24 protein-coding genes and 2 CRISPR repeat arrays are annotated in these 25,154 nt (G+C 51.7%); of the genes, 17 read left to right on the top strand and 7 right to left on the bottom strand.

From position 1 onward, the window contains the following. Together E0L29_RS11600 and E0L29_RS10805 are read left to right on the top strand one after the other, a co-directional pair. A partial coding sequence (locus E0L29_RS11600; RefSeq protein WP_207387789.1) for a hypothetical protein occupies positions 1–209 on the top strand: 209 nt, incomplete at its 5' end. A gap of 124 nt (positions 210–333) precedes the next feature. Beyond that, a complete protein-coding gene (locus E0L29_RS10805; protein ID WP_131358904.1) occupies positions 334–1,023 on the top strand; it encodes a DNA-binding protein in 690 nt (229 codons plus the stop codon). Between the two features lie 90 nt (positions 1,024–1,113). Here the strand turns inward: E0L29_RS10805 and E0L29_RS10800 are convergent, their stop codons facing one another. Further along, positions 1,114–1,998 (bottom strand): nucleotidyl transferase AbiEii/AbiGii toxin family protein, encoded by an 885-nt coding sequence (locus E0L29_RS10800; RefSeq protein WP_131358901.1) that lies wholly within the window; start codon positions 1,996–1,998, stop codon positions 1,114–1,116. Next, positions 1,988–2,404: a DUF6088 family protein gene (locus tag E0L29_RS10795; protein WP_131358898.1), complete on the bottom strand. Its 417-nt coding sequence runs from the start codon at positions 2,402–2,404 to the stop codon at positions 1,988–1,990. Before E0L29_RS10795 ends, E0L29_RS10800 begins: the two co-directional genes overlap by 11 nt. A 753-nt stretch (positions 2,405–3,157) precedes the next feature. Continuing rightward, positions 3,158–3,800: a CRISPR direct-repeat array (repeat unit 28 nt; unit sequence GTCTTCCCCACAGGCGTGGGGGTGTTTC). A gap of 303 nt (positions 3,801–4,103) precedes the next feature. On the opposite strand from E0L29_RS10795, the gene E0L29_RS10790 reads away from it, so the two are divergent. Beyond that, positions 4,104–4,793 carry a DNA-binding protein gene (locus E0L29_RS10790; RefSeq protein ID WP_131358895.1) on the top strand — a complete coding sequence of 230 codons (690 nt, stop codon included), beginning with the start codon at positions 4,104–4,106 and terminating at the stop codon, positions 4,791–4,793. A gap of 412 nt (positions 4,794–5,205) precedes the next feature. On the opposite strand, the gene E0L29_RS10785 is transcribed toward E0L29_RS10790, so the two are convergent. After that, positions 5,206–5,847, bottom strand: coding sequence for an AAA family ATPase (locus E0L29_RS10785; protein WP_131358892.1), 642 nt, complete (start codon positions 5,845–5,847; stop codon positions 5,206–5,208). Positions 5,848–6,038: 191 nt separating this feature from the next. On the opposite strand from E0L29_RS10785, the gene E0L29_RS10780 reads away from it, so the two are divergent. From E0L29_RS10780 to E0L29_RS10765, 4 genes are all read left to right on the top strand, one after another. Further along, a complete protein-coding gene (locus E0L29_RS10780) occupies positions 6,039–6,971 on the top strand; it encodes a replication protein RepA (RefSeq protein ID WP_165498894.1) in 933 nt (310 codons plus the stop codon). Between the two features lie 718 nt (positions 6,972–7,689). Beyond that, a complete protein-coding gene (locus E0L29_RS10775) occupies positions 7,690–8,457 on the top strand; it encodes a type IV toxin-antitoxin system AbiEi family antitoxin (protein WP_131358885.1) in 768 nt (255 codons plus the stop codon). Further along, complete coding sequence (locus E0L29_RS10770) at positions 8,454–9,368, top strand: nucleotidyl transferase AbiEii/AbiGii toxin family protein (protein WP_131358882.1); 915 nt, start codon at positions 8,454–8,456, stop codon at positions 9,366–9,368. Before E0L29_RS10775 ends, E0L29_RS10770 begins: the two co-directional genes overlap by 4 nt. A 312-nt stretch (positions 9,369–9,680) precedes the next feature. Then, entirely contained in the window at positions 9,681–10,214 is a 534-nt protein-coding gene (locus E0L29_RS10765; protein WP_131358879.1) for a hypothetical protein, read from the top strand. Between the two features lie 219 nt (positions 10,215–10,433). Here the strand turns inward: E0L29_RS10765 and E0L29_RS10760 are convergent, their stop codons facing one another. Next, a complete protein-coding gene (locus tag E0L29_RS10760; RefSeq protein ID WP_131358876.1) occupies positions 10,434–11,402 on the bottom strand; it encodes a tyrosine-type recombinase/integrase in 969 nt (322 codons plus the stop codon). 281 nt (positions 11,403–11,683) lie between these two features. On the opposite strand from E0L29_RS10760, the gene E0L29_RS10755 reads away from it, so the two are divergent. Continuing rightward, on the top strand, positions 11,684–12,367 hold the full coding sequence (locus E0L29_RS10755) for a hypothetical protein (RefSeq protein ID WP_207387788.1): 684 nt from the start codon (positions 11,684–11,686) through the stop codon (positions 12,365–12,367). Between the two features lie 473 nt (positions 12,368–12,840). Here the strand turns inward: E0L29_RS10755 and E0L29_RS10750 are convergent, their stop codons facing one another. The 3 genes from E0L29_RS10750 to E0L29_RS10740 all read right to left on the bottom strand — a co-directional run bounded on the left by E0L29_RS10750 (position 12,841) and on the right by E0L29_RS10740 (position 14,519). Beyond that, a complete protein-coding gene (locus E0L29_RS10750) occupies positions 12,841–13,617 on the bottom strand; it encodes an HNH endonuclease (protein WP_131358912.1) in 777 nt (258 codons plus the stop codon). 187 nt (positions 13,618–13,804) lie between these two features. After that, positions 13,805–14,131 (bottom strand): hypothetical protein, encoded by a 327-nt coding sequence (locus E0L29_RS10745; RefSeq protein WP_131358873.1) that lies wholly within the window; start codon positions 14,129–14,131, stop codon positions 13,805–13,807. A 205-nt stretch (positions 14,132–14,336) separates the two neighbouring features. Continuing rightward, entirely contained in the window at positions 14,337–14,519 is a 183-nt protein-coding gene (locus tag E0L29_RS10740) for a hypothetical protein (RefSeq protein ID WP_131358870.1), read from the bottom strand. A gap of 354 nt (positions 14,520–14,873) precedes the next feature. On the opposite strand from E0L29_RS10740, the gene cas3 reads away from it, so the two are divergent. From cas3 to E0L29_RS10695, 9 genes are all read left to right on the top strand, one after another. Next, a complete protein-coding gene (cas3, locus tag E0L29_RS10735) occupies positions 14,874–17,483 on the top strand; it encodes a CRISPR-associated helicase Cas3' (protein ID WP_242664377.1) in 2,610 nt (869 codons plus the stop codon). Positions 17,484–17,488: 5 nt separating this feature from the next. Further along, complete coding sequence (casA, locus tag E0L29_RS10730) at positions 17,489–19,087, top strand: type I-E CRISPR-associated protein Cse1/CasA (protein ID WP_131358867.1); 1,599 nt, start codon at positions 17,489–17,491, stop codon at positions 19,085–19,087. Between the two features lie 14 nt (positions 19,088–19,101). Further along, the gene (gene casB / locus E0L29_RS10725; RefSeq protein WP_131358864.1) at positions 19,102–19,638 is read left to right on the top strand and encodes a type I-E CRISPR-associated protein Cse2/CasB; all 537 of its coding nucleotides are present in this window, start codon (positions 19,102–19,104) and stop codon (positions 19,636–19,638) included. Beyond that, the gene (cas6e, locus tag E0L29_RS10720; RefSeq protein ID WP_131358861.1) at positions 19,635–20,261 is read left to right on the top strand and encodes a type I-E CRISPR-associated protein Cas6/Cse3/CasE; all 627 of its coding nucleotides are present in this window, start codon (positions 19,635–19,637) and stop codon (positions 20,259–20,261) included. Before casB ends, cas6e begins: the two co-directional genes overlap by 4 nt. 12 nt (positions 20,262–20,273) lie before the next feature. Then, positions 20,274–21,317 (top strand): type I-E CRISPR-associated protein Cas7/Cse4/CasC, encoded by a 1,044-nt coding sequence (gene cas7e / locus E0L29_RS10715; protein ID WP_131358857.1) that lies wholly within the window; start codon positions 20,274–20,276, stop codon positions 21,315–21,317. Beyond that, positions 21,314–22,045, top strand: coding sequence for a type I-E CRISPR-associated protein Cas5/CasD (cas5e, locus tag E0L29_RS10710; protein ID WP_131358854.1), 732 nt, complete (start codon positions 21,314–21,316; stop codon positions 22,043–22,045). The genes cas7e and cas5e overlap by 4 nt, the downstream gene beginning before the upstream one ends. Continuing rightward, complete coding sequence (gene cas1e, locus E0L29_RS10705; protein ID WP_131358907.1) at positions 22,035–22,910, top strand: type I-E CRISPR-associated endonuclease Cas1e; 876 nt, start codon at positions 22,035–22,037, stop codon at positions 22,908–22,910. The genes cas5e and cas1e overlap by 11 nt, the downstream gene beginning before the upstream one ends. A gap of 2 nt (positions 22,911–22,912) precedes the next feature. Further along, positions 22,913–23,236 carry a type I-E CRISPR-associated endoribonuclease Cas2e gene (gene cas2e / locus E0L29_RS10700; protein WP_131358851.1) on the top strand — a complete coding sequence of 108 codons (324 nt, stop codon included), beginning with the start codon at positions 22,913–22,915 and terminating at the stop codon, positions 23,234–23,236. An 8-nt stretch (positions 23,237–23,244) separates the two neighbouring features. Continuing rightward, positions 23,245–24,628: a CRISPR direct-repeat array (repeat unit 28 nt; unit sequence GTCTTCCCCACAGGCGTGGGGGTGTTTC). 303 nt (positions 24,629–24,931) lie between these two features. Continuing rightward, the coding region (locus tag E0L29_RS10695) for a DNA-binding protein (RefSeq protein WP_207387787.1) at positions 24,932–25,154 on the top strand (223 nt) is incomplete at its 3' end.

Below are 25,154 nucleotides of genomic sequence, written 5' to 3'. Positions count from 1 at the left end.
GCGTCTTCCCCACAGGCGTGGGGGTGTTTCTCTCTGCATCCTTCGCATCGATTCTGCTGGCGTTCAAATTTTGCAGGCACTGCCTGCAAAATTCTAGCAACGAATACGTTAGCACTGTACTCATCAATCTCGCCTTTCGTTTTTCACTCTTCCCTTTGCCCCTGCTGATCCCTCTGGGTCTCGGTCATCCAGTCACTACTGATTTTTAATGGTGGATCAGGGCTTTTCCTTGTCGGGAACCAGTTAGTTTATTACTTTGTTTGTTTATTAGTTTGTTTGTTATTATATTGTTGGAGTCAACAGCAAGCAATATCAAAACAGGAGAGCGTCATCATGCGTCCAGTCGAGTTCACCACGGAAGAGATCGTCAAAGCCGGCCAGGAGCTGCAGGCCGCCGGTCGCAATATTACCGGGTTTGCCCTTCGTCAGAAGATCGGTGGCGGGAATCCGTCACGGTTGAAGCAGGTTTGGGATGAGTATTTGAGCAGTCAGGCCGAAGTCAAAGCTGAGCCGGTAGCCGAGCTGCCTCCGGAAGTGGCTGACGCTGTGGCTGCCGTGAGCAAGAGTCTTGCCGATCGGTTGATGGAGCTTGCTGTCGAGGTGAACGATAAAGCGGTAAAGGCGGCAGAGCGACGGGTAACGGATGTGATCAGGAGTATGGGAGAGCAGCGGGAACAGGCTGAGCGTGAGCTTGTCGATGCGGCCCAAATGGTCGAAGAACTTGAGGCCAGACTGGATGAGTCGAGCGAGCAGGCCGCCGATCTGGATCATCAGCTTGCCGAAGTTAAAGCAAACAATCAGGCGCAAGCGGTTGAACTCGCCCAGGTTAAGGAGCGGTTGGCGATCATCGAGGACGAACGGAACCGTTACAGTCAGCAGGTTGAGCAAATGCGGGCCGAGCGAGATACTGCGCGTGAGGAGTCGGCAATGTTACGTGGCGAGGTCAATATCCTGCAGGCACAGTCGTCGGAACTCATGCGCACCTTCGGTACATCTCGAACCCAAGCCGCCAAAAAGAGCTGAAGCATTTACCTGCAGAGTGGGCAGCCCTTACGCATAAATGACCATTGGTCCCTGCGGCACTTGAGAAATGGGAGGCGGGGACTGCCGGAATCAGCAAAGATGAATCAATCGCTCACAGGCATTCAGAGCAGTTTCGTAGGCAATGATTTCGTCGTCACGAGCGAAAGACATATCCTGCACGAACGCTTGATAGGCTTGTTTCCACACAGCAGTGTTGAGCGTAGTCATGACGCCATGAAGCCGTTGCTCGACCGGGATATGACTGCGTTTCAAATCATCCGTCATGGCTTGTCGAACAAGGTTTTGAAATGCCCCGTTCGAAGTAATCATGGGTTCCAGTGCCGCCATGTCATGAACATGCCGTATGAGGGTTTTATCCTGGCTTTCATCGTCATCAAGCAGCCTCCATGATAGCGCACTGAGTTTATCGGCAGCTATTTCGACCGGATGGACATACGGCATTGAGCCGATTTCGGCGGGCTGTTGTTCAGTGAGCCCCAGAAGAGATTGAACCGGTTGAAACACAACGGGTATTTTGGGCGGGACAAAGCGAACCTCTACCCGGATGTGTTTTCGTAAGCGACGGATGGTCGAGAATGTTGCCCCATAATCAAGTTCCAACGAAAAAAATCTACTCTCATCGCGCACCATTGGTTCCGCGAGAAGCGAAAATCCTTCATCGAGCAGAGTCTCAATTATTGTTTTACGCGTTGCTCGATACTGTGTGCGCCCTGCCGGTTGTATTGTGGCTTTGAAATCCACATCCTCGGAAAACCGCTTGATCAGACCTGCTTTGGCCAATGATGTCCCCCCACCAAAAGCCAGCTGCAATCCTGGACTTTGCAGGCCATTCAGCAATCGAAGCGCTCGAACGACATGCCAATCTTTTTCAATGAAGGCTTCATCAGTCGTGACGAGTAGGCCGGCAGCACGCTCAATGGCTGATTTTTTTGGCAGCAGTTGATTACGTGACATGCTCAAACTTCATCGTGTACCCGTTGTATCCAATGTGGCGACGAACACGCTTGCGGACGCCGATAGTGCGTCCCGTTGGAACTTGCGTGCTTTTGCCCTCGTTGTAATCGCGTTCCGTTGCCGTAGGACCTGTGGGGATGCCCATTTTTTGCATCGCCTCAACGGCCAGACTATTGAGGCTTTTGGGAAGGGCTGGCTGTTCATCAAGCGGCGATACAGCAGCGCGGACATAAATCCCTTGACCTATTTTGATAAGCCGCCCCTCTTTGACGAGACGAAGCAAGCAGCGGCCAACCTGATCGTACTTGCCGAGATCCCGAAAGTCCTGACGCAGCACGACAGCATTGCGCTTGCGATCAATGCGCGAGCGAACTTGGGAGAGTAGTGTTGTTTGGCGGCTTTTCATCCTGTCATTTTACGACATATTGAACAGGAAAGCAATATGTAAATAAAGCAGTTACGCGAATAAGAGCATAACCATTTTGCCCATGTAATGGTTTCGTTTCCCGGGTTGTCGCTCATGCGTGCGTCCTTCGACTACCCCCTACCCTTTTTTCTTTCGTCGAGCAAATACGGACCAGGCGAGATAAGGCTCGTGATGAGTCGGCAATGTTACGTGGCGAGGTCAATGTCCTGCATGCACAATCGTCGGAACTCATGCGCACCTTCGATACTTCTCGGAACCCAGATGAAGAGGGATCTCGAACCAAAGCCGCCAAAAAGAGCTGAAGCATTTTTCCCGAGAGCGGCGGGCTCTTACATACAAATGAGTTCCGCTAGAACGGAACCGCCGCTCTCGGGCCACTCTTAAGGCTGGCCTACATGAGTCAGTGCTGTTTTAAAACTATATTGATACCAATAAAGCACCAGAACAATGCCCTATTAGAATCAGATCGGGTACTCATCAGTTACTTGCTTAGCGTATTTCATCAAGGCATATCGAAAAAAGTTTTTCTCACTTCGCCCTGTTTTTGTACACACCGCAGAGAGTAACTGGGCCTCATACTCGTTCAAGGGCAAGGAGATCGTTTTGAACTTGCGAGGAGCGTTAGGATTCAGTGGAGCCTGGACAGAAACTTCAGGCCGCAGGATAAACTCATCTAGTGTGGGCTTGATCGGCTCTTCGGCCCGGGGACGTGGTTTAGCTATTGCTCCTTTAGTCTTCCCCACAGGCGTGGGGGTGTTTCTTATCGCGGATACGGCGCAGAAGACGGCAGAGCGGTCTTCCCCACAGGCGTGGGGGTGTTTCCAGCTAGGTATGGGCTTGCAGGTGCAAGCGTAGGGTCTTCCCCACAGGCGTGGGGGTGTTTCCTTCGGGTTCCGCAGCTTTGTCAGGTCTGCTTGGTCTTCCCCACAGGCGTGGGGGTGTTTCTAGATGTAGAAGCCCCAACGATAAATGTTACTGGGTCTTCCCCACAGGCGTGGGGGTGTTTCTATCGTCACTGGCGGAAGCGGAGGAGGCGGAGGTGTCTTCCCCACAGGCGTGGGGGTGTTTCCGCTGCGCTCAGTTCGCACACGCTGTCTGCCGAGTCTTCCCCACAGGCGTGGGGGTGTTTCCCATCCGCAAAACACATGCTGAGCGGGTATTCGGTCTTCCCCACAGGCGTGGGGGTGTTTCCTTCAGCCCGCGACCGCCGACCAGCGGCTTACAAGTCTTCCCCACAGGCGTGGGGGTGTTTCCACAGAAGGCGAAAAGACTGACCGTGTCGACGCGTCTTCCCCACAGGCGTGGGGGTGTTTCCTGGAAGGGCGGCCAGCTACGGTCTCCAGGTGCGTCTTCCCCACAGGCGTGGGGGTGTTTCTCTCTGCATCCTTCGCATCGATTCTGCTGGCGTTCAAATTTTGCAGGCACTGCCTGCAAAATTCTAGCAACGAATACGTTAGCACTGTACTCATCAATCTCGCCTTTCGTTTTTCACTCTTCCCTTTGCCCCTGCTGATCCCTCTGGGTCTCGGTCATCCAGTCACTACTGATTTTTAATGGTGGATCAGGGCTTTTCCTTGTCGGGAACCAGTTAGTTTATTACTTTGTTTGTTTATTAGTTTGTTTGTTATTATATTGTTGGAGTCAACAGCAAGCAATATCAAAACAGGAGAGCGTCATCATGCGTCCAGTCGAGTTCACCACGGAAGAGATCGTCAAAGCCGGCCAGGAGCTGCAGGCCGCCGGTCGCAATATTACCGGGTTTGCCCTTCGTCAGAAGATCGGTGGCGGGAATCCGTCACGGTTGAAGCAGGTTTGGGATGAGTATTTGAGCAGTCAGGCCGAAGTCAAAGCTGAGCCGGTAGCCGAGCTGCCTCCGGAAGTGGCTGACGCTGTGGCTGCCGCGAGCAAGAGTCTTGCCGATCGGTTGATGGAGCTTGCTGTCGAGGTGAACGATAAAGCGGTAAAGGCGGCAGAGCGACGGGTAACGGATGTGATCAGGAGTATGGGAGAGCAGCGGGAACAGGCTGAGCGTGAGCTTGTCGATGCGGCCCAAATGGTCGAAGAACTTGAGGCCAGACTGGATGAGTCGAGGGAGCAGGCCGCCGATCTGGATCATCAGCTTGCCGAAGTTAAAGCAAACAATCAGGCACAAGCGGTTGAACTCGCCCAGGTGAAGGAGCGGTTGGCGATCATCGAGGACGAACGGAACCGTTACAGTCAGCAGGTCGAGCAAATGCGGGCCGAGCGAGATACTGCTCGTGAGGAGTCGGCAATGTTACGTGGCGAGGTCAATATCCTGCAGGCACAATCGTCGGAACTCATGCGCACCTTCGGTACTTCTCGAACCCAAGCCGCCAAAAAGAGCTGAAGCATTTTTCCCGAGAGCGGCGGGCTCTTACATACAAATGAGTTCCGCTAGAACGGAACCGCCGCTCTCGGGCCACTCTTAAGGCTGGCCTACATGAGTCAGTGCTGTTTTAAAACTATATTGATACCAATAAAGCACCAGAACAATGCCCTATTAGAATCAGATCGGGTACTCATCAGTTACTTGCTTAGCGTATTTCATCAAGGCATATCGAAAAAAGTTTTTCTCACTTCGCCCTGTTTTTGTACACACCGCAGAGAGTAACTGGGCCTCATACTCGTTCAAGGGCAAGGAGATCGTTTTGAACTTGCGAGGAGCGTTAGGATTCAGTGGAGCCTGGACAGAAACTTCCGGCTGCAGGATAAACTCATCTAGTGTTGGCTTTATCGGCTCTTCGGCCCGGGGACGTGGTTTAGGCATGATGTAAGACCTCCTTGAGAAGTAAACGAATTGATTCCGCAGCTTTTTCATCTTTCCATTCCAACACACTTCGACCTTCGGCAATCGAATCTCGATAGGCCTTTCTGTCATAAATCAACGTCTCGGCCAACTGGAATTCAGGGAATTCCTGGAGATACGCTTTGGCTTCCTCCGCCTCTTTTATCACCGGATTGGTCGGGCAAAGGTTCAACACGAGATGTGCCTTGATGTTTTGATTGAAGTCTCTGGCCAATGAATACACTTCAGCCAGATGAGGCAGGGTATCAAGATCATATTGGGAGGGCCGAAGCGGACTGAGAAGCACATCCGCAATAGCCAAGCCTGAGCGCAGTTCGCTAGAGTCTCGTCCCGCTACATCGACAACAAGATATTCGTACCGGCTAGCAAGGTCTTTCAGATTTTGCCTGATGTCGCCAGAGATCTGCACACAGGGAATGTTTTTGAGCTCCGCACGAGTCTGCCGGTCCTGTACCCAGCGGGCCATCGATCCTTGAGGGTCTGCATCAACGAGCAACACATCAGCATTGGCCTCAAGAACCAGTAAGCTGGCAACATTGACAGCGAGTGTTGATTTGCCACAACCGCCTTTTTGACTTCCGATCAGAATAATCATTTACGGTACCACTTAGATTTTGAATTAGGTCTATAATAGCATTATTTTAATATCAAATCAACATCGAAATGGTTTAAAGCTGGCACCCTACAGCTGCTGCAGGTTTTTCTTTTACATTGAAGCTGGAAGTGGGCCTCGGAGGAATCGGAAATGTGTCCTTTTACACAATGCAGACAAATTGCCAGGCGGTCATGATGAACAAAGAACCCGGACACACGAAAGATTTTGAGCCGCCGGATGACCTCTCCTTGATCAAAACAAGGCTGATCAATTCCAGCCATGATATCAGGATGAGTGAGCCGGAAGGAATTACTTACCAGCACACTGTTTTTTGCCAGACAGGGCTCCCTTATCGGAATCCTGGCGATGAATTGCGGCGATGGGAACGAAAGCAAGGCAACGCGTCACTTCTGATCAATGCGGGAGAGATCATTAACCCGAAGACCCAGGATTTCGTGGCTGTGGGCTTGCCATTTGGCCCAAAACCACGATTGATCCTGACTCATCTCAATAGCCAGGCATTAAAAACAGGTTCGCCGGTGATCGAGGTAGAGTCCTCCTTAACGGCTTTCGTAAAGCGGCTTGGCCTCGATGGCAATGGGCGTGATATTCGGGCTATCAAGGATCATCTTTCGCGGCTGTCCGTGGCAACCATCAGGCTCGGGTTCGTGCTTGAGAATCGAGCCGTACAGGTCAATACACAGATCGTCAAGGCATTTGATCTCTGGTTTCAGAAAAACGAGCACCAGCGCGTTTTATGGCCTTCTACAGTCCAGCTCAGTGAGGATTATTTCCAAAGTCTGGTTAAACATGCTGTCCCGCTCGATGAGCGAGCTGTCGCCGCGTTGTCACACTCAGCGATGTGTCTTGATGTGTATGCCTGGCTTGCCCAGCGGCTACACCGAGTCAAAAAAGAACAGCCGCAGTTTATCACCTGGGTGGCGCTCAAAGATCAGTTTGGATACCATTACGACCGCATGGACAATTTCAAGCGAGTGTTCCGTACTACCCTGAGTATGGTTCATTCTCAATACCCCGATGCTCGATTCCAGATCGATGGTAAAGGCATGACTCTACAACACAGCCAACCACCAATTCGCAGTCGTTCGCACTTACTTTCATAGGGTGCTAACGTGCACAATGTTATCAACAAATGCTTGTGGATTTCTGTAGTTATCCACGGGCACTTTGTAGGGGGATTCACGGGCACTTTGTAGGGAATTTAGGGCAAAATCCACGGGCACTTTGTAGGACAATCCTATAGTTCTTTACCTATAGATAAACCTGTAGTTGATAGCCATCGGATTGTGGACAACTTCGCAGGTCCGGTTAACCAGCCCTCTCGCCTACAAAACCACAGGATCGCTCAGGAAGCAAAAACACTGCCCGCACCAGCCAAGCAACTTGCGGAGAAAGTGATGATCTTAGCACAAAGGCCTCCGCCACTTCGAAACCGGAGGCCCCGTTAACCAGCTATTCCACTCACCTTATCCAGCCAGACAAATCCAAGAAGCGCAGATCTAGGGCTTGGATTGAGTCATTCATTCATCGGGATTAGGTCAGTTAGAAACAGACTCATCCACACCTAAACCCAGAAAACAGCCAATAAGATTGTTTTAAGGCGAAATCTCCCAAAATTCGACTCCCTACCCGTTTTCTGGGTTATAATTCATCTGATGGCGTTTCTCGTGCTTTTTTGGGCTTTACAGGACGGGTTTAGCTGTTGATTTCTCGCAAAAACCCTTTTTTGTTCTGGATACGTAAAATCTAACTGGTATCTCACGCCATTCAGTCCGAAGCACTTCTGTTGCATCCGAATAAAAAAAACGCAACATTGGTAGTATGACTACTAACACTGCATCAAAATTAAACCTCCTCCTGACCCGACACATTCCAAGTACGGTTGAGCTGGCATCATGGATGGATGGTTTGGGAATCTCTCATGATCTCCAGCAATATTACCGGAAAGCCGGGTGGCTTGAGCCTGTAGGTGTAGGTGCCAGTAAGCGACCTGGCGAACAGATAGGTTGGGAAGGAGCGCTTTATACTCTGCAACAGCAAGGAAAACTGCCGGTCCATGCTGGTGCCAGAACCGCCCTTTCCCTGCAGGGATATGCGCATTACGCACGTTCCGATAAGGAGCCGGTTTTTCTGTTTTCACCACGAAACACCACAGTACCGGCCTGGTTCAGGAAGTATGACTGGCATCGCCCGGTCATCCATGAAAAAACCTCCTTCCTTGCACCACAGCAAGCATTAAGCAAGGTTTCGTTACCGCTGTTTTCCATCCTCGTGTCTTCACCTGAACGGGCCATGCTGGAATGTCTCTATCTGGCTCCAAAGGCCTTCGATCTTGTCGAGTGTTACCAGCTCATGGAAATGCTGACAACGCTTCGGCCTAAGGTTGTTCAAGAGCTTCTTGAACAATGCCGTTCGATCCGGGTGAAGCGGCTTTTCCTCTATCTTTCAGAAAAAGCGGGACATCTCTGGTTCAACCGGCTTGATCGTTCCCGCATCGATCTTGGCAAGGGCAAAAGGGTCATTGAAAACGGTGGTGTCCTGGTTCCGGACTATGAGCTTGTACTTCCCAACGAACTGGTATCCTTATGATCAATCCGTTGTATAAAAAACAGGTGGACTTGTTGCTCAGGGTTCTTCCGCATGTGGCGCAGGCTCCGGTTTTTGCGCTCAAGGGTGGTACGGCGATTAACCTGTTTGAGCAAAACATGCCACGGCTGTCCGTGGATATTGACCTTGTTTATTTGCCGCTTGATGATCGAGCCGTTGCCCTGGAATCAATTGCATCGGCACTGCAAGAAATCTGCAAGAGCATCGAGAAAATCGGCATCAAGGCCACGCCGCAACGGCAAAGAAACCAGCAGGAATCCAAAGTCATTTGTACAGACGAAGAGACGCAGATAAAGATTGAAGTCAATACGATTATCCGGGGGCATCTTTTCCCGGTTCGAGTCATGGACGTGCAGGAAATCGTGGTGGATACCTTCGAGAAGTTTGCTTCGATGAGAGTCTTATCACGGGAAGAACTGTATGGTGGAAAACTTTGTGCGGCCCTCGATCGGCAGCATCCAAGAGACCTTTTTGATGTGTATCAACTGTTCGAAATGGAAGGGATTTCCGATGAGATCCGAACGGGATTTCTTTGCATGTTGCTCTGCCATCCCCGGCCAATGAACGAGCTTTTGCAGCCACATTTCATCGATCAGGAAGAGCTTTTTGCCCAACAGTTTTTCGGTATGACGGAGCAGGCATTCGGTTACAGCGATTACGATAGTACCCGACATCGTTTGATAAGGGTGCTGCATGAGCAGCTTGCCGAACACGAGAAAAACTTTCTTTTGAGCTTCAAGTTTGGTGAACCTCAATGGTCACTTTTTCCGGTCGAGAAGCTCGAACAAATGCCTGCCACACGGTGGAAGTTGCAGAACATCCGGAAACTGAAACATGAGAACCCGGGAAAGCATGCCGAGCAGCTGAAAAAGCTTGAAAAGAGTTTTCTGTGACGATCAGGCTAGGCGTTACGATTTGTCAGAAATCCAATGCTTGTAGGCGACCGAAATTGCCTCTTAACGTGCCGCAAAGCGGCAACCCTGCGCTACGTTGAAATGAGGTGAGAGCAGTTGGAATACGGAGGATAAGAGTAGCGCAAGATAAAGAGCATAAAGCCATTTCTTCGAAATAGCTTATATTAAGGTGTTTGGCTGTGTAGCCAATTGTCGGGAATGGTAACATTTGCACCAAGTATGGCTCATAAAGCATAATTTTATAACGGCTTACGCAGTTATTAGCCTTGTTGTACTGTAAAAGAGGAATCTATGGGATCGAGTAAGAAAAAGCAGGAAAGCGCGAATCAGGAGCTGACTCCGGACATGATTGCGGAGATGCGAAAGCAGACGGGATCTCATCCAAAACGGCGTCGTGATGCGATGCTGAACATGCGCATTTTTAAGCCAACCATGGATGCTTTGACCACCTTTGCTGCCATGAACAACATGACGAAAACGGAGGTCGTTGAGGCGGCTGTTTCGGATTATATCCATCGAAAGTTCGAGGATCCTTACGGCAAAAGAGAGGCGTATCTCTCCAAGACATTAGGAGAGATAAAGGATTTAAATCGCCTGCAGGCTGAGGCGTTTTACACGTTTCTCCAGTACTGGTTTGCGCACACGCCTCGGATTCCGGAGGATTTACGAGCCGAGGCGAATGCGGAAGGTCATGAGCGATTTCAGGCCTTTCTCCGGTACATGAACCAGACGATGCTGACGGATGATGTTGGTTTGGCCGGGCGGTTTTTGGGGGATCAGCCAGACAGGGGAATGAAGAGAGCCGACGATGTGAATGACGGCTAGTCAATGTTGATTCAGATGGATACAGGAGCGTTTTTTTGCGTTGAGAAGAGAGGGTGGATTTATGCTGGATCGTGAGCAAAAAACACTCATGAGATGACTGAGAGGCCTTTCTGTTTTACTTGATTCATTGCAAGTTTACGGGCCAAAAGTTGCCGGTTTTAATGAGTTTTTCGAGCTGATTCTCGTATGGCTATGGGGCTCTATTGTTTCTCGTGGTTCTCAGTATTTCACTCGGAAGGTAGGGCTTTCTTCTGGCCGGCTTTTGCGTCGGTCGTAGAGTCTTGTTGTGGAGACGTTGGCATGGCCGAGCCATTCTTGGACCTTACTTATATCGGCTCCGTTTTCAAGGGCATTGGTTGCTGCGGTCGCTCGGAGCGAGTGCACACAGAAGCCGTGGACCATGGCACTGATGCCGGTTTCCCGTCCGTATTTTTGAATGATGCAGCTATAGACTGCCTGGGGATCGAGATGTTTTAGCAGGGTGCCGCTGGTGTTGTTTTTCACGGGACGGAAGAGCGGGCTTTTCTGGTCGTACCGGTGCCCCGCTGCAATAAGATATTCTTCGATGAGTCGCTGGGCCATCGGGTGCAATGGCAGGTACCTTGTTTTTTCCCTCTTGCCTTGTACATGCAGGTGCGTTACGCCGCTGCGTTGTTGCAAATCCCTCACTTGCAGGCGACAAAGTTCTTCCCTGCGCAACCCATGGTAGAGCAGGGTAGCGAGAATGGCTCTGTCCCTTTTGCCTTTAAGGGTATTCGTCGGCGGTGCATCGAGAAGCATTCTGGCTTGGCTGTCACCAAGGGCCGGTGTCGTGCCTTCATTGTTATTGGCTGCAGGCCGTTTGACGCCGAGCACCGGGTTGTGCAGGACGGCATTTTGTTCACAGAGGTAGTCGAAGAGGGAGGATATAGAGGCAAGCTTGCGCCTGATGGTCGCAGGAGCCAGCGTGCGTTCTTCGAGATTGGTTCGCCAGGCTAGCAGGTGTGCGCGGGTGACCATGCGTAGTTCTTCAGGCTGCACGATGCCGAGGAAGCGGGTGAACTCTCGTAAATCGTTGCGGTATGCACGGCGGGTTTTCTCGCTGCGGATATTGGCGAACCATTCGAGTTCCGGAGGCATGGCCGTGAGGGCATGGAATTCCGGGGCGGAGAGCATCCGGCGCTCAAGGGCTGGTAGGGTGTTGGTCATGGCATCGCTTCTGGTTGCATGGTGGCCGGGTTAGCCGGTTTCTCTGAGAGGTCATTTAGATATGATAAAATACATTATCAGCATTAAAATAGAAATCTAATTGAATACTGCGAACTGATTCTTCCGGTTATACTGATCTATTTCGTGCGATTATTTCTGCGCAGAAATGCCGAGAAATGAATGCAATATATTACTTTACAAGGTAGTAGTTGTCTGCTTTTTATGGATAAGCAGAACCAGTATAGAAAAATGTTTAGCACCAATTAAATGACGCCATTAATATGATTGGGACTCCGATTTCGCAGGAACTTGACAGGTTAACTGACGATGGAAGTGGTTATGGTGATCCACAGGCTCAACTGATTGACGACCGTAAATTCGAAATGCTTATGAAGGCCTATGAAACTGCAGTCGAAACTCGGAAACTTGAAATTCAGCTTTTTTGGAGTAGGTCTTTGTTTTTCTGGGGTTTCATTGCCTCAGCGTTTGTTGCCTATTCTGCACTCAGAAGGTATAGCTCAGACATATCAATCATAATTGCGGGCTTTGGTTTTGTCTGTTCTGTCGCATGGTCACTTGGTAATCGCGGTGGCAAGTTCTGGCAAGAATCTTGGGAAATCAAGGTCGAACGAATAGAACCGTCTGTAACAGGAGAGCTGTTTTCCCAGCCAGAAGAGGGTTCCAGTCACAAGAACTTTTGGCTGCGTGGCCGACGTTTCTCTGTAAGTAGGCTCGCCATTGCTTTGAGCGATTACACCATCATACTCTGGTTTGCCATTATCGTTTGGGAAATCATACGCCTGTTTTGTTCGCGGACGATCGTTGCTTTTGCAAAGCCCTGGTCTATTATCGCGTTCATTTCCTTCTCTACGATTTATGCTGCGTCTCTTCTCATTGCAGGTCGCTCAACTAAGCGGGTTAACCATGGAGGCCAACCTAGCAATTCCCGGGACATTGTATTATGAAGCCTTGCAGTGCTAGTGATTTTAGATATAAGGCTATTTTTGATTAGTGTGATTTTTTTATAAAGAATCTTGAGGGGTGAACAGAAATGTCGAAGTGGACGACAGTTTCATGTCGCCATTGTGGTGGCGATATACAAGTGCACGAGGATTGGGATAATATTCCTGAATACCATAAAGAGTGTGCGTGGTACTCGTCATCATGTGATATTTGTGGCGGCTCAATGGAAATACACCGCGCATGGGATAATCCACCGACTGCTCATAAAGAATGCAAAGCCAAAGAGGCCGCGAAGTGGCATACTCGTTCATGCCGACATTGTCATGGAGAAATCAAATACCACGAGGATTCCTTCGATTTGCTGAAAACACAACAGCACCGGCACAGCTTACCAAAGGGACACCCCACACTTAATATTCAGCTGAGCTCAAGCTGATCATGACAGAGCGTACACTGAATTCTGCGCCTTCGACACTTATCGCCCATATTGCAGAATCTGTTGTTCTAGTTTTTCAATATCCTCGTCTCTATTGAGCACATGCATTTTCCTGTGGCAATTAGGACAGAGAGCAACGACATTATTGATGCTGTCTTCGCCTCCATTTGATATCCACTTCACATGATGTGATTCCAAGTAGGGTTCGCCGGTAGGCTTCGAGAATGGTGCGGCCGTACCACATAAATCACAGATGCCGTTAGCTCGTCGCTTTGCATAATTAGCGACTTCGGGATTTCTTATGTATGTAGCTGAAAGCACATCCACCTTCCGAGCAATGGCCGGCGCTTGTTCTGCTCGCTTCTGCAGTAAATCCAGAGGTAATGCGGCCGCTCTCTGTTCGTTCTCTTCTACCCATGCCATCAGTGCTTTTTCACCATTTTGAACAGGGGCCAACGATACTTCATCCGGTAATTGATAGCTTTTATGGGCATAACGATATACTGCTCTTCTTACGATTTCAAAGTCTGTGACCCACCAGCAAGGCTCTCTTCTTCCCGGATGGTTGTATTTATCGGGTTGTTTCCCACACTGTTCGATCATGAAAGAGCCCATTTCATCAACAAGAGGATTTGTTGATAAGGCTATTTCATATTCATTAATGCCTCTGGGCTTGACATACATTTTCCCAGCCCCTCCATCAAAGTACATGTGCTTTGCTGAGCCTGGTTGTTGATCAAGCCAAATATCGCCCCCGCCCGGAATGGATCTGATTTCACGCTCCAATATTTCAAGCCGTTTCTTTAGCTCTGCCATCCGCAATGATTTTGACATCTCGCCTCCTAAAAATTTTCACTTAACTGATAAGAGTGACCAGACCGCTACCCCGCCCCGTGAATGGGTCGCCTCTTTCGGATGGCAAGTCCTAAACGGGCGGGAAGGGGTAGGGACAAAAAAATCCCCGGAGACGATCCGGGGCAATAAGCTATATTTCTGTACTCTTTCACGGGCTCACCATTTCCATAGGAACCCACCCAATTAAGCCCTTACGAATGCCTCCAAGGACCCTTACTTTTTTCTCACCAAAACCGCCCCCCACTACAGAGCAAGGCGTCCCACTCTCAACCATCCCGGATATACATGAGACACAATCATCCTGATATACCCTGCTACCTTTACCGGCACACTCACGCACAAAATATTCCAACTGATCTTTTGAGTTGCAAACCAATACATATTTACCTCCACCTGGAGAAACCAAATGCTCTGCATTGGCGTCAATAAAGCTCAATGATAAAAACGCAAAAATCAACACAAGGATTCGTTTCATAATTATATTGAATTTATTATTTCTCCCCACCAATTAACCCCCGGTCTGCCATCTCAACCATTAACTTGGGGTCGTTGTACCCGGTCAGGGTGGCCCCTGCCTGCCCGCCGCGTAAGACTTATCAAAATAATATCGAGTAATCACGCAGACCGAACAAGCAAAAAGCTAAATTTATCCCCTCGAAACGCATTTTTCTTGGTGAACGCTACGGAGTCAGTTTCCCCCCAGCCGCCAGCGCCTGTTTGTCGATCTCCCCATTAATCTCCTCCAGCTGCGCATCGTCCTCCAACACAATACTCACAATCAGCTTCTGCAGCACCTTTCCCCGCATCCCCTCGCCTTCGCCTGAATCGCTCCCGATCCTATCAGGCCATTCGATAGACTGCACTATTTCGATATTCTTGCGTAAACCATTGGATATTACAGAGCACCCCCGCCCACCTACTCCCACCTGAAGTATCTTCTTTGGGATAAAAATAAGAGCTATACAGGTAAACTACTATAAAAGATTGATTTAACAGACATTTTTTAGCGTGGGACGAGAACGGGCCGCACTCCTTTTATGTCCTTAAATTGTAACCAGAACATCAAATCCTACCAGTAGAACCACCCCACATTTATTTCGCATCGGACAGGTATTGTCCGCCCACACCCCCTACCTTTCTGTGTTTCATTTTTGTGCAAAGCATTACATATTTCTGTAATTTCTTATAAACTACTCTGAAGCAGCGATCAGGGCCTGTTGAATTATTTAAGTGAAACAATATTGCGTTACCCAAAGCCCAATAAGTCTCCGTCCGAGAATTCAAATGCACTGCCATTCGAATCATGCCTGGCAAAGTCAAGGCATTTGAAGGGGTATACCCCTATTGCCGGCCGGACAGTGCTTGACCATTGCTGTATTGTAGGAGCTGTTGCCCGGACTTTGATTGACAGATGCCCCAAGTTCCTGCAAGAGAGCCTCTTTCCCGATGGCACGGACCTTATAGCGGCAGTTCATGACATTGGAAAGGTCAGCCCGACCTTTCAAAAGAAAATTCATCAGGCTATCGCCAATGATGATGAAGCAATCCCCGCACAGATTGCATCAATAGACGCGAGCATTGAACGCAATTGGGGAGGTCATGCAGGAATCAGTCAAATTGAACTTGAAGAGATGGGTACGGGCGGGCTGATTCCCCGAATTGCCGGATCTCATCATGGCTACCCGCCTAACCTCGGCGCCCGATCGGGCAATGCCGAACAGTTTGGAGGGCAGCAATGGAAGGAACAGCGCCGCCTGCTGTTGAATGCGATCAAGACATGCATGCATGAGGACTTCCCGGACATCACAAATCAGCTTCAGGCGCGTGTGATTGCCGGATTGACATGCGTAGCGGACTGGATCGGCTCAGGCTCTCTCTTTGACGACCCCGGGACACCATGGAAAAGCATCATTCCCGAAGCGGTTGATGCTGCCGGCTTTGTTCAGCCAACCCTCATCAAGGAGCTTTCATTCAGGGATATTTTCGGGTTTGAAGCACGAAGCGCTCAACAAATGCTGATTGAACAGGCTTCCGAACCAGGAGTTTATGTCCTGGAAGCTCCCATGGGAATCGGCAAAACCGAAGCGGCACTCTATGCCGCCTATTCCGTTCTTGCTGCCGGAAAGGCTACAGGCATCTATTTCGCCCTCCCAACCCAGCTCACCTCAAACCGCATCCATTCCCGGGTAGGCCAATTCCTGCAGAAAATTCTTGCATCCGACTCCCTGCACCGCTCCCCCCTGCTTCTCCATGGCAATGCATGGCTGAAAGAGTTTGAGCTTGGAGAGGAGGGCCTTCCGGGCCGATCCTGGTTCAACGCGGCAAAAAGAGGAATACTTGCGCCATTTGCTGTCGGCACCGTTGACCAGGCACTGATGGCCGCCATGAATGTGAAACACGGCTTTGTCCGCACATTCGGCCTTGCAGGAAAGGTTGTCATTCTTGATGAGGTCCACTCATATGATGCCTATACAGGAACCATCCTTGACCGGCTCGTCAATGAATTAAAGCAGCTGCACTGCACCGTCATCATCTTGAGCGCAACGCTGACGGACGAACGCAGGCACCGGCTGATGGGGACACTACCTATTCCGGCAAAAGGTCTTTCACCCTACCCCTTAATCACGGCCCTGCCATCCTCTGATACGGTGCCAAGGGAGAGCGCTCCCGAACACCTGGCGGGCAATACCGTCACTGTTCGTTCGCTCGAAGATATTGATGAGGCTTTTGAAGAGGCGCTTGCACGCAGCGAACAGGGTCAGCAGGTCCTCTGGATTGAAAACACCGTCGCCGATGCCCAGAAGACCTATGCAATCCTTTCTGCAAGAACCGGCGGCACTGACATTGCATGCGGCCTTCTGCACTCGCGCTTCATCCAGTCCGACCGGGATGCCCTTGAAGAATATTGGGTATCACTCTACGGAGCTGACGGAAGCGCAAACAGGAAAGAAAGGGGCAGGATCCTCATCGGCACACAGGTCCTTGAGCAGTCACTCGACATTGATGCCGATTTCCTCGTAACCCGCATCTGCCCGACGGACATGCTCCTGCAGCGCATAGGACGCCTATGGCGGCACAACTTTCACCAGCGCCCTGCAGAAGCAGTATGCGAAGCATGGATCCTGAGTGCCGCATATGGTTCCGCTGAAAAGGATCCGCTGAAGGCATTCGGCATGACGGCAAAGGTATACAGCCCTTACGTGTTGCTTCGCACACTGCAGACATGGGCAGCCATCAACTCCCTCTCTCTGCCCGGAGATATCCGGAGCTTACTGGAAGCCACCTATGAGGAAAAGGTTGAAAGCCCCGAAATGCTCCGGCACAAAGCCGACCTCAGGCAGAGCAGGGAACGGCTTGAGCGCTTTGCGCTGCAGGGTGTTGCAATGGGCATTGCTGCCATGCCGGAAGAACGGGCAAGCACCCGCCACAGCGAACTCCCGGCGGTCAGCCTGCTCTTGATCAAGTCATTGCACATTGACCGGGAAGCCGGAAGCACGGCAACGCTCCTGGACGGCCAATCAATCGTTCTGCCCTCTCATATCCCTGCCGCCGGCAAAAAGAGGCAGCGGGAACTTGCGGCCATCCTTGCCGCCCAGACCTTACGGGTCACTGAATACGCAGCTCCTGCCGAGATCGACATAAAAAACCTTTCCTGGCTTCAGCCGTATTTCTATCTCGGCGACAAATTCCATGATGAAAGCATTCTGAGGGTTGCGATTGTCGGCGATGACGGCATGCTGAAATCACTGAATGGAGGCCCGGCTTCACCTACACACACATTGAGCTATCACCCGCGGTTGGGGTACCAATCCATCAAATCCATTTAAAAGCCATGAACACAGTACATACGGTTTCCGGCCAACAGCGGTTCAACCTTGTCGATGAGCCCTGGATTCCGGTTGTCAGCAAAGGCCTTCTAAGCCTTCGACAGGTTTTCAGCGAACCCGATAATCCAGCTCTCGGCGGCAACCCGATCCAGAAAATCGCCCTTACCAAACTGCTGCTTGCCATCGGACAGGCAGCATGTACCCCAACTGACACTGCGGCACTGAACGCGCTCGATGCTATTGCATTCCGCTCCTCTTGCCTCACCTACCTCGACAAATGGCATGACCGATTCTGGCTCTACGGGGAACGCCCCTTTCTGCAGATGCCCCGAATCAAGGTACTGATCGAGGATCGGCTGGAAAGCGAGCTCCATTCGGCAACGAAAAAGGCGGCAATAAAGAAAGCCAAGGAGAATGCCCTTCCAAAGGCGATCGGCGCAGGCTTTTATCCTGATGTACAGGCCGATAACGACAGCATTTTGACCCAGCATCAAGCCAGTGAGATTTCCGGTGATGCAGAACGGGCACTTTTTATTCTCACCTTGATGAATTTTGCTTTTGCTGGTAAGCACTTCGAAAAGAACCTACGGCCTCTTACCCCGGAATACTCTGGCAAGGGCGCCTCTGCAAAATCAGGACCGAGCATCGGAAATCACGTAGGATACTTGCATTCATTCCTCACTGGACCATTCCTGATTGATACCATCATGCTGAACCTGCTTTCAAGCGAACAGGTCCAGGAAAACCCTTACTGGAAATCCGGTATTGGTACCCCTCCATGGGAGCGTATGCCTGAAGGGGAAGGGTGCGCTGTTGCCCTATCGCTCAAGGCCTCCTACATGGCGACGCTTGTCTCCCTGTCGAGGTTCGTCATCCTCGATGGCGATGGGGTCTTTTATGTGGAGGGGCTGCAGTATCCGAGCCACAAGGACGGGTGGCTTGAGCCGAGCATGCTTTTCAAGGCTCAAGACAAAACCCCGAAGGTGGCATGGGTTGACCCGAACCAGCGTCCGTGGAGAGAATTGCCGGCAATGCTGGCATTTCTTGGCGATGCCTCGCCAGCGGGTGGTATCTGTCTATTTCTCCGTTACGGGCTCGATCGGGCAAAAAGACGGCATCCGCAGATCGGCATCTGGTCCGGCGGACTTCGTGTTCGCTATCAAATAGGGGGTCAGTCGGTCAAGCAGGATGATGATTTCGTCGAGTCGCTGTTCCGGTTTGACTCCTCGGAGCTTGATGCTAATTGGTATGATCGGTTCAAGATAGAGATGAAACAACTCGAAGACATCTCAACATTCGTCTCCATATCTACAAAAAAATACATCAAGAAGCTAGAGCCAAAATCAAAGAACAAAAAAGACTCACCGCTTGCCATCAATCTTGCGAAAAAGTCCTCTACACTGTTCTGGCAACTTGCCGAACGCCATGTGCAGGAGCTCGTCGATGCTTGCGAGGACACCGAGCGGCTCCCTTCAGTCCGAAGAACGATTGCGTCCCTCGCCTTCCAGGCATTCGACGCCTTCTGCCCTAAAGATACGGCCAGGCAGATCGACGCCTGGGCAAGCAGCAGACCCAACCTTTCGAAGTACCTCTTCAACAATTAACCACCCCCAAGGCTATGGACAGTGAACACGAAAAGAAACGCTCCCGGCAGGAATCGTTCGTGCAGTATGTGATTGAACTCTGCAAGAAAGACAACGGCGCAGCGGCAGCCCTTCGCCGTGCAGACAATCCTGCAACCGAATACCAAAGCTGGGAATACCTGGCCGCATTTTCGATAGACCTGGAAAACCCCTTCGAGCGGATTCCCTACGCAACCATCGCAGCGGCCATCGCCCGGGCAAAGCCGGACAAAAACGGATCCATGGGCATCGGCAAAGCAATTGCACTCTGCTACGATGACCGTAGCGATAGCGATCAGGCGAAAGCCAAGCTCCGCCGGCTCCTGGCCTGTGATTCTACGGAGGAAGCCTGCAGAATTCTTCGTCCCCTCTTCAGCCTCATCGAGTCAAAGTCTGAAGCCATGCCCGATTATGCTCGACTGCTCAGGCAACTCACGGGGTTCAATTTCGACAGCAACAGGTCAAAAACCCAATGGGCATCAGAGTTTTATCGGCAGTCTTCCCCCGCGGAAAAAGAGGAGGCCTCCGTATGATTGCCAGCGTTCTCACCCTTACACGATCCGACATCAAAGCCCTGCGGATTACGGACGACTATTCTCTTCACCGGGTAGTCTACGGTCTTTTTCAGGACCAGCGTACCGATGGGGAAAAACATGCCAGCGTGCCGAGCGGCTTCCTCTTCGCCGACAGGGGCGGTGATGCCAAAGGAAGGACGATCCTCATCCTTTCGGACAGGGAACCCCTTACTCCTGAGCATGGGACCCTGCACTCCAAACCTGTTCCTGAAGAGTTCCTCAGCCATCCACTCTACCGCTTCGAGGTCACGGTAAACCCCACCAAGAAGGAGCGCCCGTCAGGGAAAAGAATCCCCTTCAAGACATCCGATGAAGTTACGGCATGGGCTCTTGGCAAGTGCAGAGAGAGTTGGGGATTCAGCATCACCCCCTCATCACTGGAGGTCCAGATGCTTCCGGTAAAACAATTCACCAGTAAAGGCCATTCCGTAACGCATGGATCGGCTCGGCTGTCGGGACTGCTCCAGGTGGAGAACCGAGAACTTTTCATCACCAGTTTCAGGCAGGGTATCGGACGCGGACGGGCCTTTGGGTTCGGCCTGCTGCAGATTGCCCCCGTCAAGAATGTTTCCAACAACTAACCAACCCATCCAATGAACAGCAACAATCCATTCAGCCATTACCGCATCGAGTTCCATATCCTGCAGTCATTCCCCGCTACCTGCCTGAACAGGGATGATGTCGGCGCCCCAAAGACCGCCTTGATTGGCGGAAACACCCGCGCACGAGTCAGCTCCCAGTGCTGGAAACGCCAGGTGAGGCTTTCCATGCAGGATTTCGGCGTCAAACTTGGAATCCGGAGCAAACGGATCGCGGATTATCTTGCCAAGGCGTGCATTGCTCTCGACGCCGATGAAAAAGCCGCCACTGCCTGCGGCACAAAGATCTCCGAAGCATTCAGCAAGGACACACTGTTCTTCTTCAGCGACAATGAAGCGGCTGCTTTTGCCGAATATGCATCCGAGAACGATTTCGATGCAGCAAAGCTCAATGACAAGGAACTGCAGAAAATCGCAAAAAAAGCCCTGAATCCCGCCGTAGATGGCCTTGACATCGCGCTGTTCGGAAGGATGGTCGCTCAGGCTGCAGAACTCAATGTTGAAGCCGCCGCTTCATTCTCGCACGCCATCTCAACCCATAAAGTGAGCAACGAGGTCGAATTCTTCACCGCTCTTGATGACCTCGCTGAAGAACCTAGCTCAGCACATATGGGCAGCCTGGAATTCAATTCCGCCACCTATTACCGGTATGTCAGCCTTGACCTCGGCCAGCTGTGGGAGAGCCTCGGAAGCGATGGCATTGCAGAGGCGGTGGCCGCTTTCACAAAGGCACTGTTCGTTGCCGTACCCAGCGCAAGGCAGACCACGCAGTCAGGCGCATCGCCATGGGAATTCGCAAAGATCTATATCCGTAAAGGCCAACGCCTGCAAGTCCCGTTTGAAACGGCCGTCAAGGCCAATAATGGGGGCTACCTGAAGCCCAGCATTACGGAACTCACGGATTACCTGGCGAAAAAGGAAATCCTGGCAGGTTCCCTGTTCGGCAAAGAACGGGAATTCACCTTCGGGGATGACACATCCTTCACCATTGACCACCTCGTCCAGGAACTCAAGAACTTTACTCCAGCGCAGCCATGAGTACATCATTCATTCTGTTATGGCTTGAAGCCCCCCTGCAATCCTGGGGGGCCGATTCCCGGTTCGGGCGCAGGAACACGCTTGACTTCCCCACAAAATCCGGGTTGCTCGGTCTTCTCTGCTGCGCGCTTGGTGCCGGCGGAGAACAACGGGAGCTGCTTGCTGAAATGGCCCCCCTCCGCCATACTGTCGTTTCCTTTCGGAAAGACGTCCCATCGAACAGTTCCGCCAATGCGGCTGATGAGAGGGCCCCGCTCCTCAGGGATTTCCAGATGGTCGGCAGCAGCTATGATGAATCCGACCCATGGGAATCCATGATGATCCCGCGGAAGAGTGATGGAGGCAAAGCCGTCGGCGGCGGCACGAAGATCACCTATCGATACTACCTGCAGGGATCGACGTTCGCCGCAGTCATGGAAATTCCCGGCCATAAGGCCGAGGAATTCACCCATGCACTGGAAATGCCCAGATGGGACATCTACCTGGGGAAAAAGTGCTGTGCACCTACAGACCTTGTATTCAGGGGTTGCTTCGAAACCGAACAGGAAGCACTGGAACAAGCGAAGCACATCGCTGCTGAAAAGTCCCTCAGTGAAGCATTCCGCGTCCTGGACGGAGTGCATGAAGGTGAAACCATTGCCCTCAATGATGTCCCGATACAATTCGGCCCTCATAAAACCTATCAGGAAAGACGAGTAACAATCATCCCTTCCGATGATGAGCACTGACAAGCCGAACGATGAGGGAACCCCCGGAAGACTGCTCATCAAGGTAACCAGGGATTCCCTCCCACAGGTCAAGGACAAATATCCCTTCATCTATCTTGAAAAAGGCAGGATGGAGATTGACGACAGCAGCATCAAATGGATTGACTGCGACGGTAACGTCGTGCGCCTGCCCGTTGCAATGCTGAACTGCGTGCTTCTGGGGCCGGGCACAACCCTCACCCATGAAGCCGTAAAGGTTATGGCTGCAGCCAATTGCGGGATCTGCTGGGTAGGGACGGACAGTATGCTGTTTTTTGCGAGCGGACAGACCCCGACAAGCAACACCCGCAACATGCAGCACCAGATGAAACTCGCAGCCGACCCGGAAAAGTCGCTTGCAGTAGCACGGCGGATGTTCGCTTACCGCTTTCCCGATGCAGACCTTCAGAAAAAGTCGCTCCAGCAGATGATGGGGATGGAAGGGTTACGAGTCAGGAAGCAGTATGAGGAGTTGGCCATCCACTATAAGGTCGGGTGGAAAGGACGGCGTTTCACTCCCGGTAAATTCGAGATGAGCGACATTACAAACAGAACCCTTACAGCAGCCAATGCAGCCCTCTATAGCATCATCTCTTCTGCAGTCCACAGCATGGGCTATTCGCCTCACATCGGGTTTATCCATTCCGGCAGCCCACTTCCATTCATTTACGACCTGGCAGACCTCTACAAACACAATCTTTGTATTGACCTCGCCTTCGCACTGACGGAAGCAATGGCAGGGGAATACAACCGGCACAAGGTCGCCACAGAATTCCGGAAACGCGTCATCGCCGCCGACCTTCTCGGCAAAATAGGCCCTGACATTGAATCCATACTCGGGAAATAACCATGCTTGTCGTCATAGCCAATGATCTCCCCCCAGCTGTTCGAGGACGTATGAAACTATGGTTCATCGAACCCAGAGCCAACATCTTCGTTTCAGGCATCAAAGACTCCCTTGCTAAAAAAGTCATAGATTACCTTTATAAGCATTGCCCAGCCGCAAGCGGGATCATTATCTTCAACAGCACCAGCATTACACCAGGCTATGAGATGTATGGCATGGGCGATACCCGTAAGGCGTTGACTGATATTTCCGGATTGCAGCTGGTGATTGAAAAATCAGCCGATTCTCTTTCAAAAACATGCATCCCTCCCTCTAAAGGCCAGTAAAATCCAGTGTCTTCCCCACAGGCGTGGGGGTGTTTCCATCTCCTGCTTCGGAGTGAGCTTATGTGTGAGGTCTTCCCCACAGGCGTGGGGGTGTTTCTTCACCGCCTACGCCTCCGGATCGACTGGAAACGTCTTCCCCACAGGCGTGGGGGTGTTTCTATCGGCTACAAAGGACGTTTCATGCGCAGGCAGTCTTCCCCACAGGCGTGGGGGTGTTTCCCAGACAGGCGACTCCATATCTGTTTTCGCGATGGTCTTCCCCACAGGCGTGGGGGTGTTTCCCTCTACACGCTGGATGACGGATACACAAGCCTCGTCTTCCCCACAGGCGTGGGGGTGTTTCCGGGCCGCGCTACTTGCCGGCGACACGACCGACGGTCTTCCCCACAGGCGTGGGGGTGTTTCCGAGAGGCTTAGGTCCGACTGGATCATGCGGGAGTCTTCCCCACAGGCGTGGGGGTGTTTCTCGGCACGACGGGATTACGGTCGAGATCGAGCAGGTCTTCCCCACAGGCGTGGGGGTGTTTCCTGGAGTACTTATCCTGTCTGTGCTTGGTGGCTGTCTTCCCCACAGGCGTGGGGGTGTTTCCGGCGAGCAGGGCATCTACCTCTACCCGCAGGACGTCTTCCCCACAGGCGTGGGGGTGTTTCTTGGTGTTTAGGATCGGTAGCAGCATCGCCAAAAGTCTTCCCCACAGGCGTGGGGGTGTTTCCCCCAATCGCTGTTCACTGCCGGAGAAGCGGGCAGTCTTCCCCACAGGCGTGGGGGTGTTTCTCTGTATGCGATGCTGAAGCTGCTCTATATCACAGTCTTCCCCACAGGCGTGGGGGTGTTTCACTCAGCAGCCGTCAATATCGCGCTGAGTGGCGGTCTTCCCCACAGGCGTGGGGGTGTTTCCAGATAGTGGACGCCGAGGCACAGGTCACGCAAGTCTTCCCCACAGGCGTGGGGGTGTTTCCCGAAGGCGATGTACTGGCTGTCAGCCGGTATGAGTCTTCCCCACAGGCGTGGGGGTGTTTCCGAAAAGGTCGACAGGAAGGAGCTTCTAAACCAAGGTCTTCCCCACAGGCGTGGGGGTGTTTCTGCTTGGTCAGCAGTCCGTTTGCCGGTGTACACCGTCTTCCCCACAGGCGTGGGGGTGTTTCCCTGACGGGCGCCAACCTGACGGGCGCCGACCTGGTCTTCCCCACAGGCGTGGGGGTGTTTCCGAGATTGCGGCTGCACGGGCTGAAGACCGCAGAGTCTTCCCCACAGGCGTGGGGGTGTTTCCGCCGTCCCTCCGTGGGAACCCGTGTCTACCAAGTCTTCCCCACAGGCGTGGGGGTGTTTCCTTTGAACGCATCCACCGTCGTCTGCGCAGGGCGTCTTCCCCACAGGCGTGGGGGTGTTTCTCTCTGCATCCTTCGCATCGATTCTGCTGGCGTTCAAATTTTGCAGGCACTGCCTGCAAAATTCTAGCAACGAATACGTTAGCACTGTACTCATCAATCTCGCCTTTCGTTTTTCACTCTTCCCTTTGCCCCTGCTGATCCCTCTGGGTCTCGGTCATCCAGTCACTACTGATTTTTAATGGTGGATCAGGGCTTTTCCTTGTCGGGAACCAGTTAGTTTATTACTTTGTTTGTTTATTAGTTTGTTTGTTATTATATTGTTGGAGTCAACAGCAAGCAATATCAAAACAGGAGAGCGTCATCATGCGTCCAGTCGAGTTCACCACGGAAGAGATCGTCAAAGCCGGCCAGGAGCTGCAGGCCGCCGGTCGCAATATTACCGGGTTTGCCCTTCGTCAGAAGATCGGTGGCGGGAATCCGTCACGGTTGAAGCAGGTTTGGGATGAGTATTTGAGCAGTCAGGCCGAAGTCAAAGCTGAGCCGGTAGCCGAGCTGCCTCCGGAAGTGGCTGACGCTGTGGCTGCCG

It is taken from the genome of Chlorobium sp. N1 (assembly GCF_004332115.1).
GTDB lineage: Bacteria > Bacteroidota > Chlorobiia > Chlorobiales > Chlorobiaceae > Chlorobium.
Note: the sequence above shows the minus strand (reverse complement) of the source record. Positions and strands in the feature narration are given on the sequence as shown.

What these genes read in the sequence shown, in the direction of transcription:
- cas6e (WP_131358861.1), top strand. Translation starts at nt 19,635, where the DNA reads ATGATTGCCAGCGTTCTCACCCTTACACGATCCGACATCAAAGCCCTG.
- cas1e (WP_131358907.1), top strand. Translation starts at nt 22,035, where the DNA reads ATGAGCACTGACAAGCCGAACGATGAGGGAACCCCCGGAAGACTGCTC.
- E0L29_RS10790 (WP_131358895.1), top strand. Translation starts at nt 4,104, where the DNA reads ATGCGTCCAGTCGAGTTCACCACGGAAGAGATCGTCAAAGCCGGCCAG.
- E0L29_RS10745 (WP_131358873.1), bottom strand. Translation starts at nt 14,131, where the DNA reads ATGAAACGAATCCTTGTGTTGATTTTTGCGTTTTTATCATTGAGCTTT.
- E0L29_RS10795 (WP_131358898.1), bottom strand. Translation starts at nt 2,404, where the DNA reads ATGAAAAGCCGCCAAACAACACTACTCTCCCAAGTTCGCTCGCGCATT.
- cas7e (WP_131358857.1), top strand. Translation starts at nt 20,274, where the DNA reads ATGAACAGCAACAATCCATTCAGCCATTACCGCATCGAGTTCCATATC.
- E0L29_RS10770 (WP_131358882.1), top strand. Translation starts at nt 8,454, where the DNA reads ATGATCAATCCGTTGTATAAAAAACAGGTGGACTTGTTGCTCAGGGTT.
- E0L29_RS10760 (WP_131358876.1), bottom strand. Translation starts at nt 11,402, where the DNA reads ATGACCAACACCCTACCAGCCCTTGAGCGCCGGATGCTCTCCGCCCCG.
- cas2e (WP_131358851.1), top strand. Translation starts at nt 22,913, where the DNA reads ATGCTTGTCGTCATAGCCAATGATCTCCCCCCAGCTGTTCGAGGACGT.
- E0L29_RS10805 (WP_131358904.1), top strand. Translation starts at nt 334, where the DNA reads ATGCGTCCAGTCGAGTTCACCACGGAAGAGATCGTCAAAGCCGGCCAG.
- E0L29_RS10785 (WP_131358892.1), bottom strand. Translation starts at nt 5,847, where the DNA reads ATGATTATTCTGATCGGAAGTCAAAAAGGCGGTTGTGGCAAATCAACA.
- casA (WP_131358867.1), top strand. Translation starts at nt 17,489, where the DNA reads ATGAACACAGTACATACGGTTTCCGGCCAACAGCGGTTCAACCTTGTC.
- E0L29_RS10780 (WP_165498894.1), top strand. Translation starts at nt 6,039, where the DNA reads ATGATGAACAAAGAACCCGGACACACGAAAGATTTTGAGCCGCCGGAT.
- E0L29_RS10755 (WP_207387788.1), top strand. Translation starts at nt 11,684, where the DNA reads ATGATTGGGACTCCGATTTCGCAGGAACTTGACAGGTTAACTGACGAT.
- cas5e (WP_131358854.1), top strand. Translation starts at nt 21,314, where the DNA reads ATGAGTACATCATTCATTCTGTTATGGCTTGAAGCCCCCCTGCAATCC.
- E0L29_RS10775 (WP_131358885.1), top strand. Translation starts at nt 7,690, where the DNA reads ATGACTACTAACACTGCATCAAAATTAAACCTCCTCCTGACCCGACAC.
- casB (WP_131358864.1), top strand. Translation starts at nt 19,102, where the DNA reads ATGGACAGTGAACACGAAAAGAAACGCTCCCGGCAGGAATCGTTCGTG.
- E0L29_RS10765 (WP_131358879.1), top strand. Translation starts at nt 9,681, where the DNA reads ATGGGATCGAGTAAGAAAAAGCAGGAAAGCGCGAATCAGGAGCTGACT.
- E0L29_RS10800 (WP_131358901.1), bottom strand. Translation starts at nt 1,998, where the DNA reads ATGTCACGTAATCAACTGCTGCCAAAAAAATCAGCCATTGAGCGTGCT.
- E0L29_RS10750 (WP_131358912.1), bottom strand. Translation starts at nt 13,617, where the DNA reads ATGGCAGAGCTAAAGAAACGGCTTGAAATATTGGAGCGTGAAATCAGA.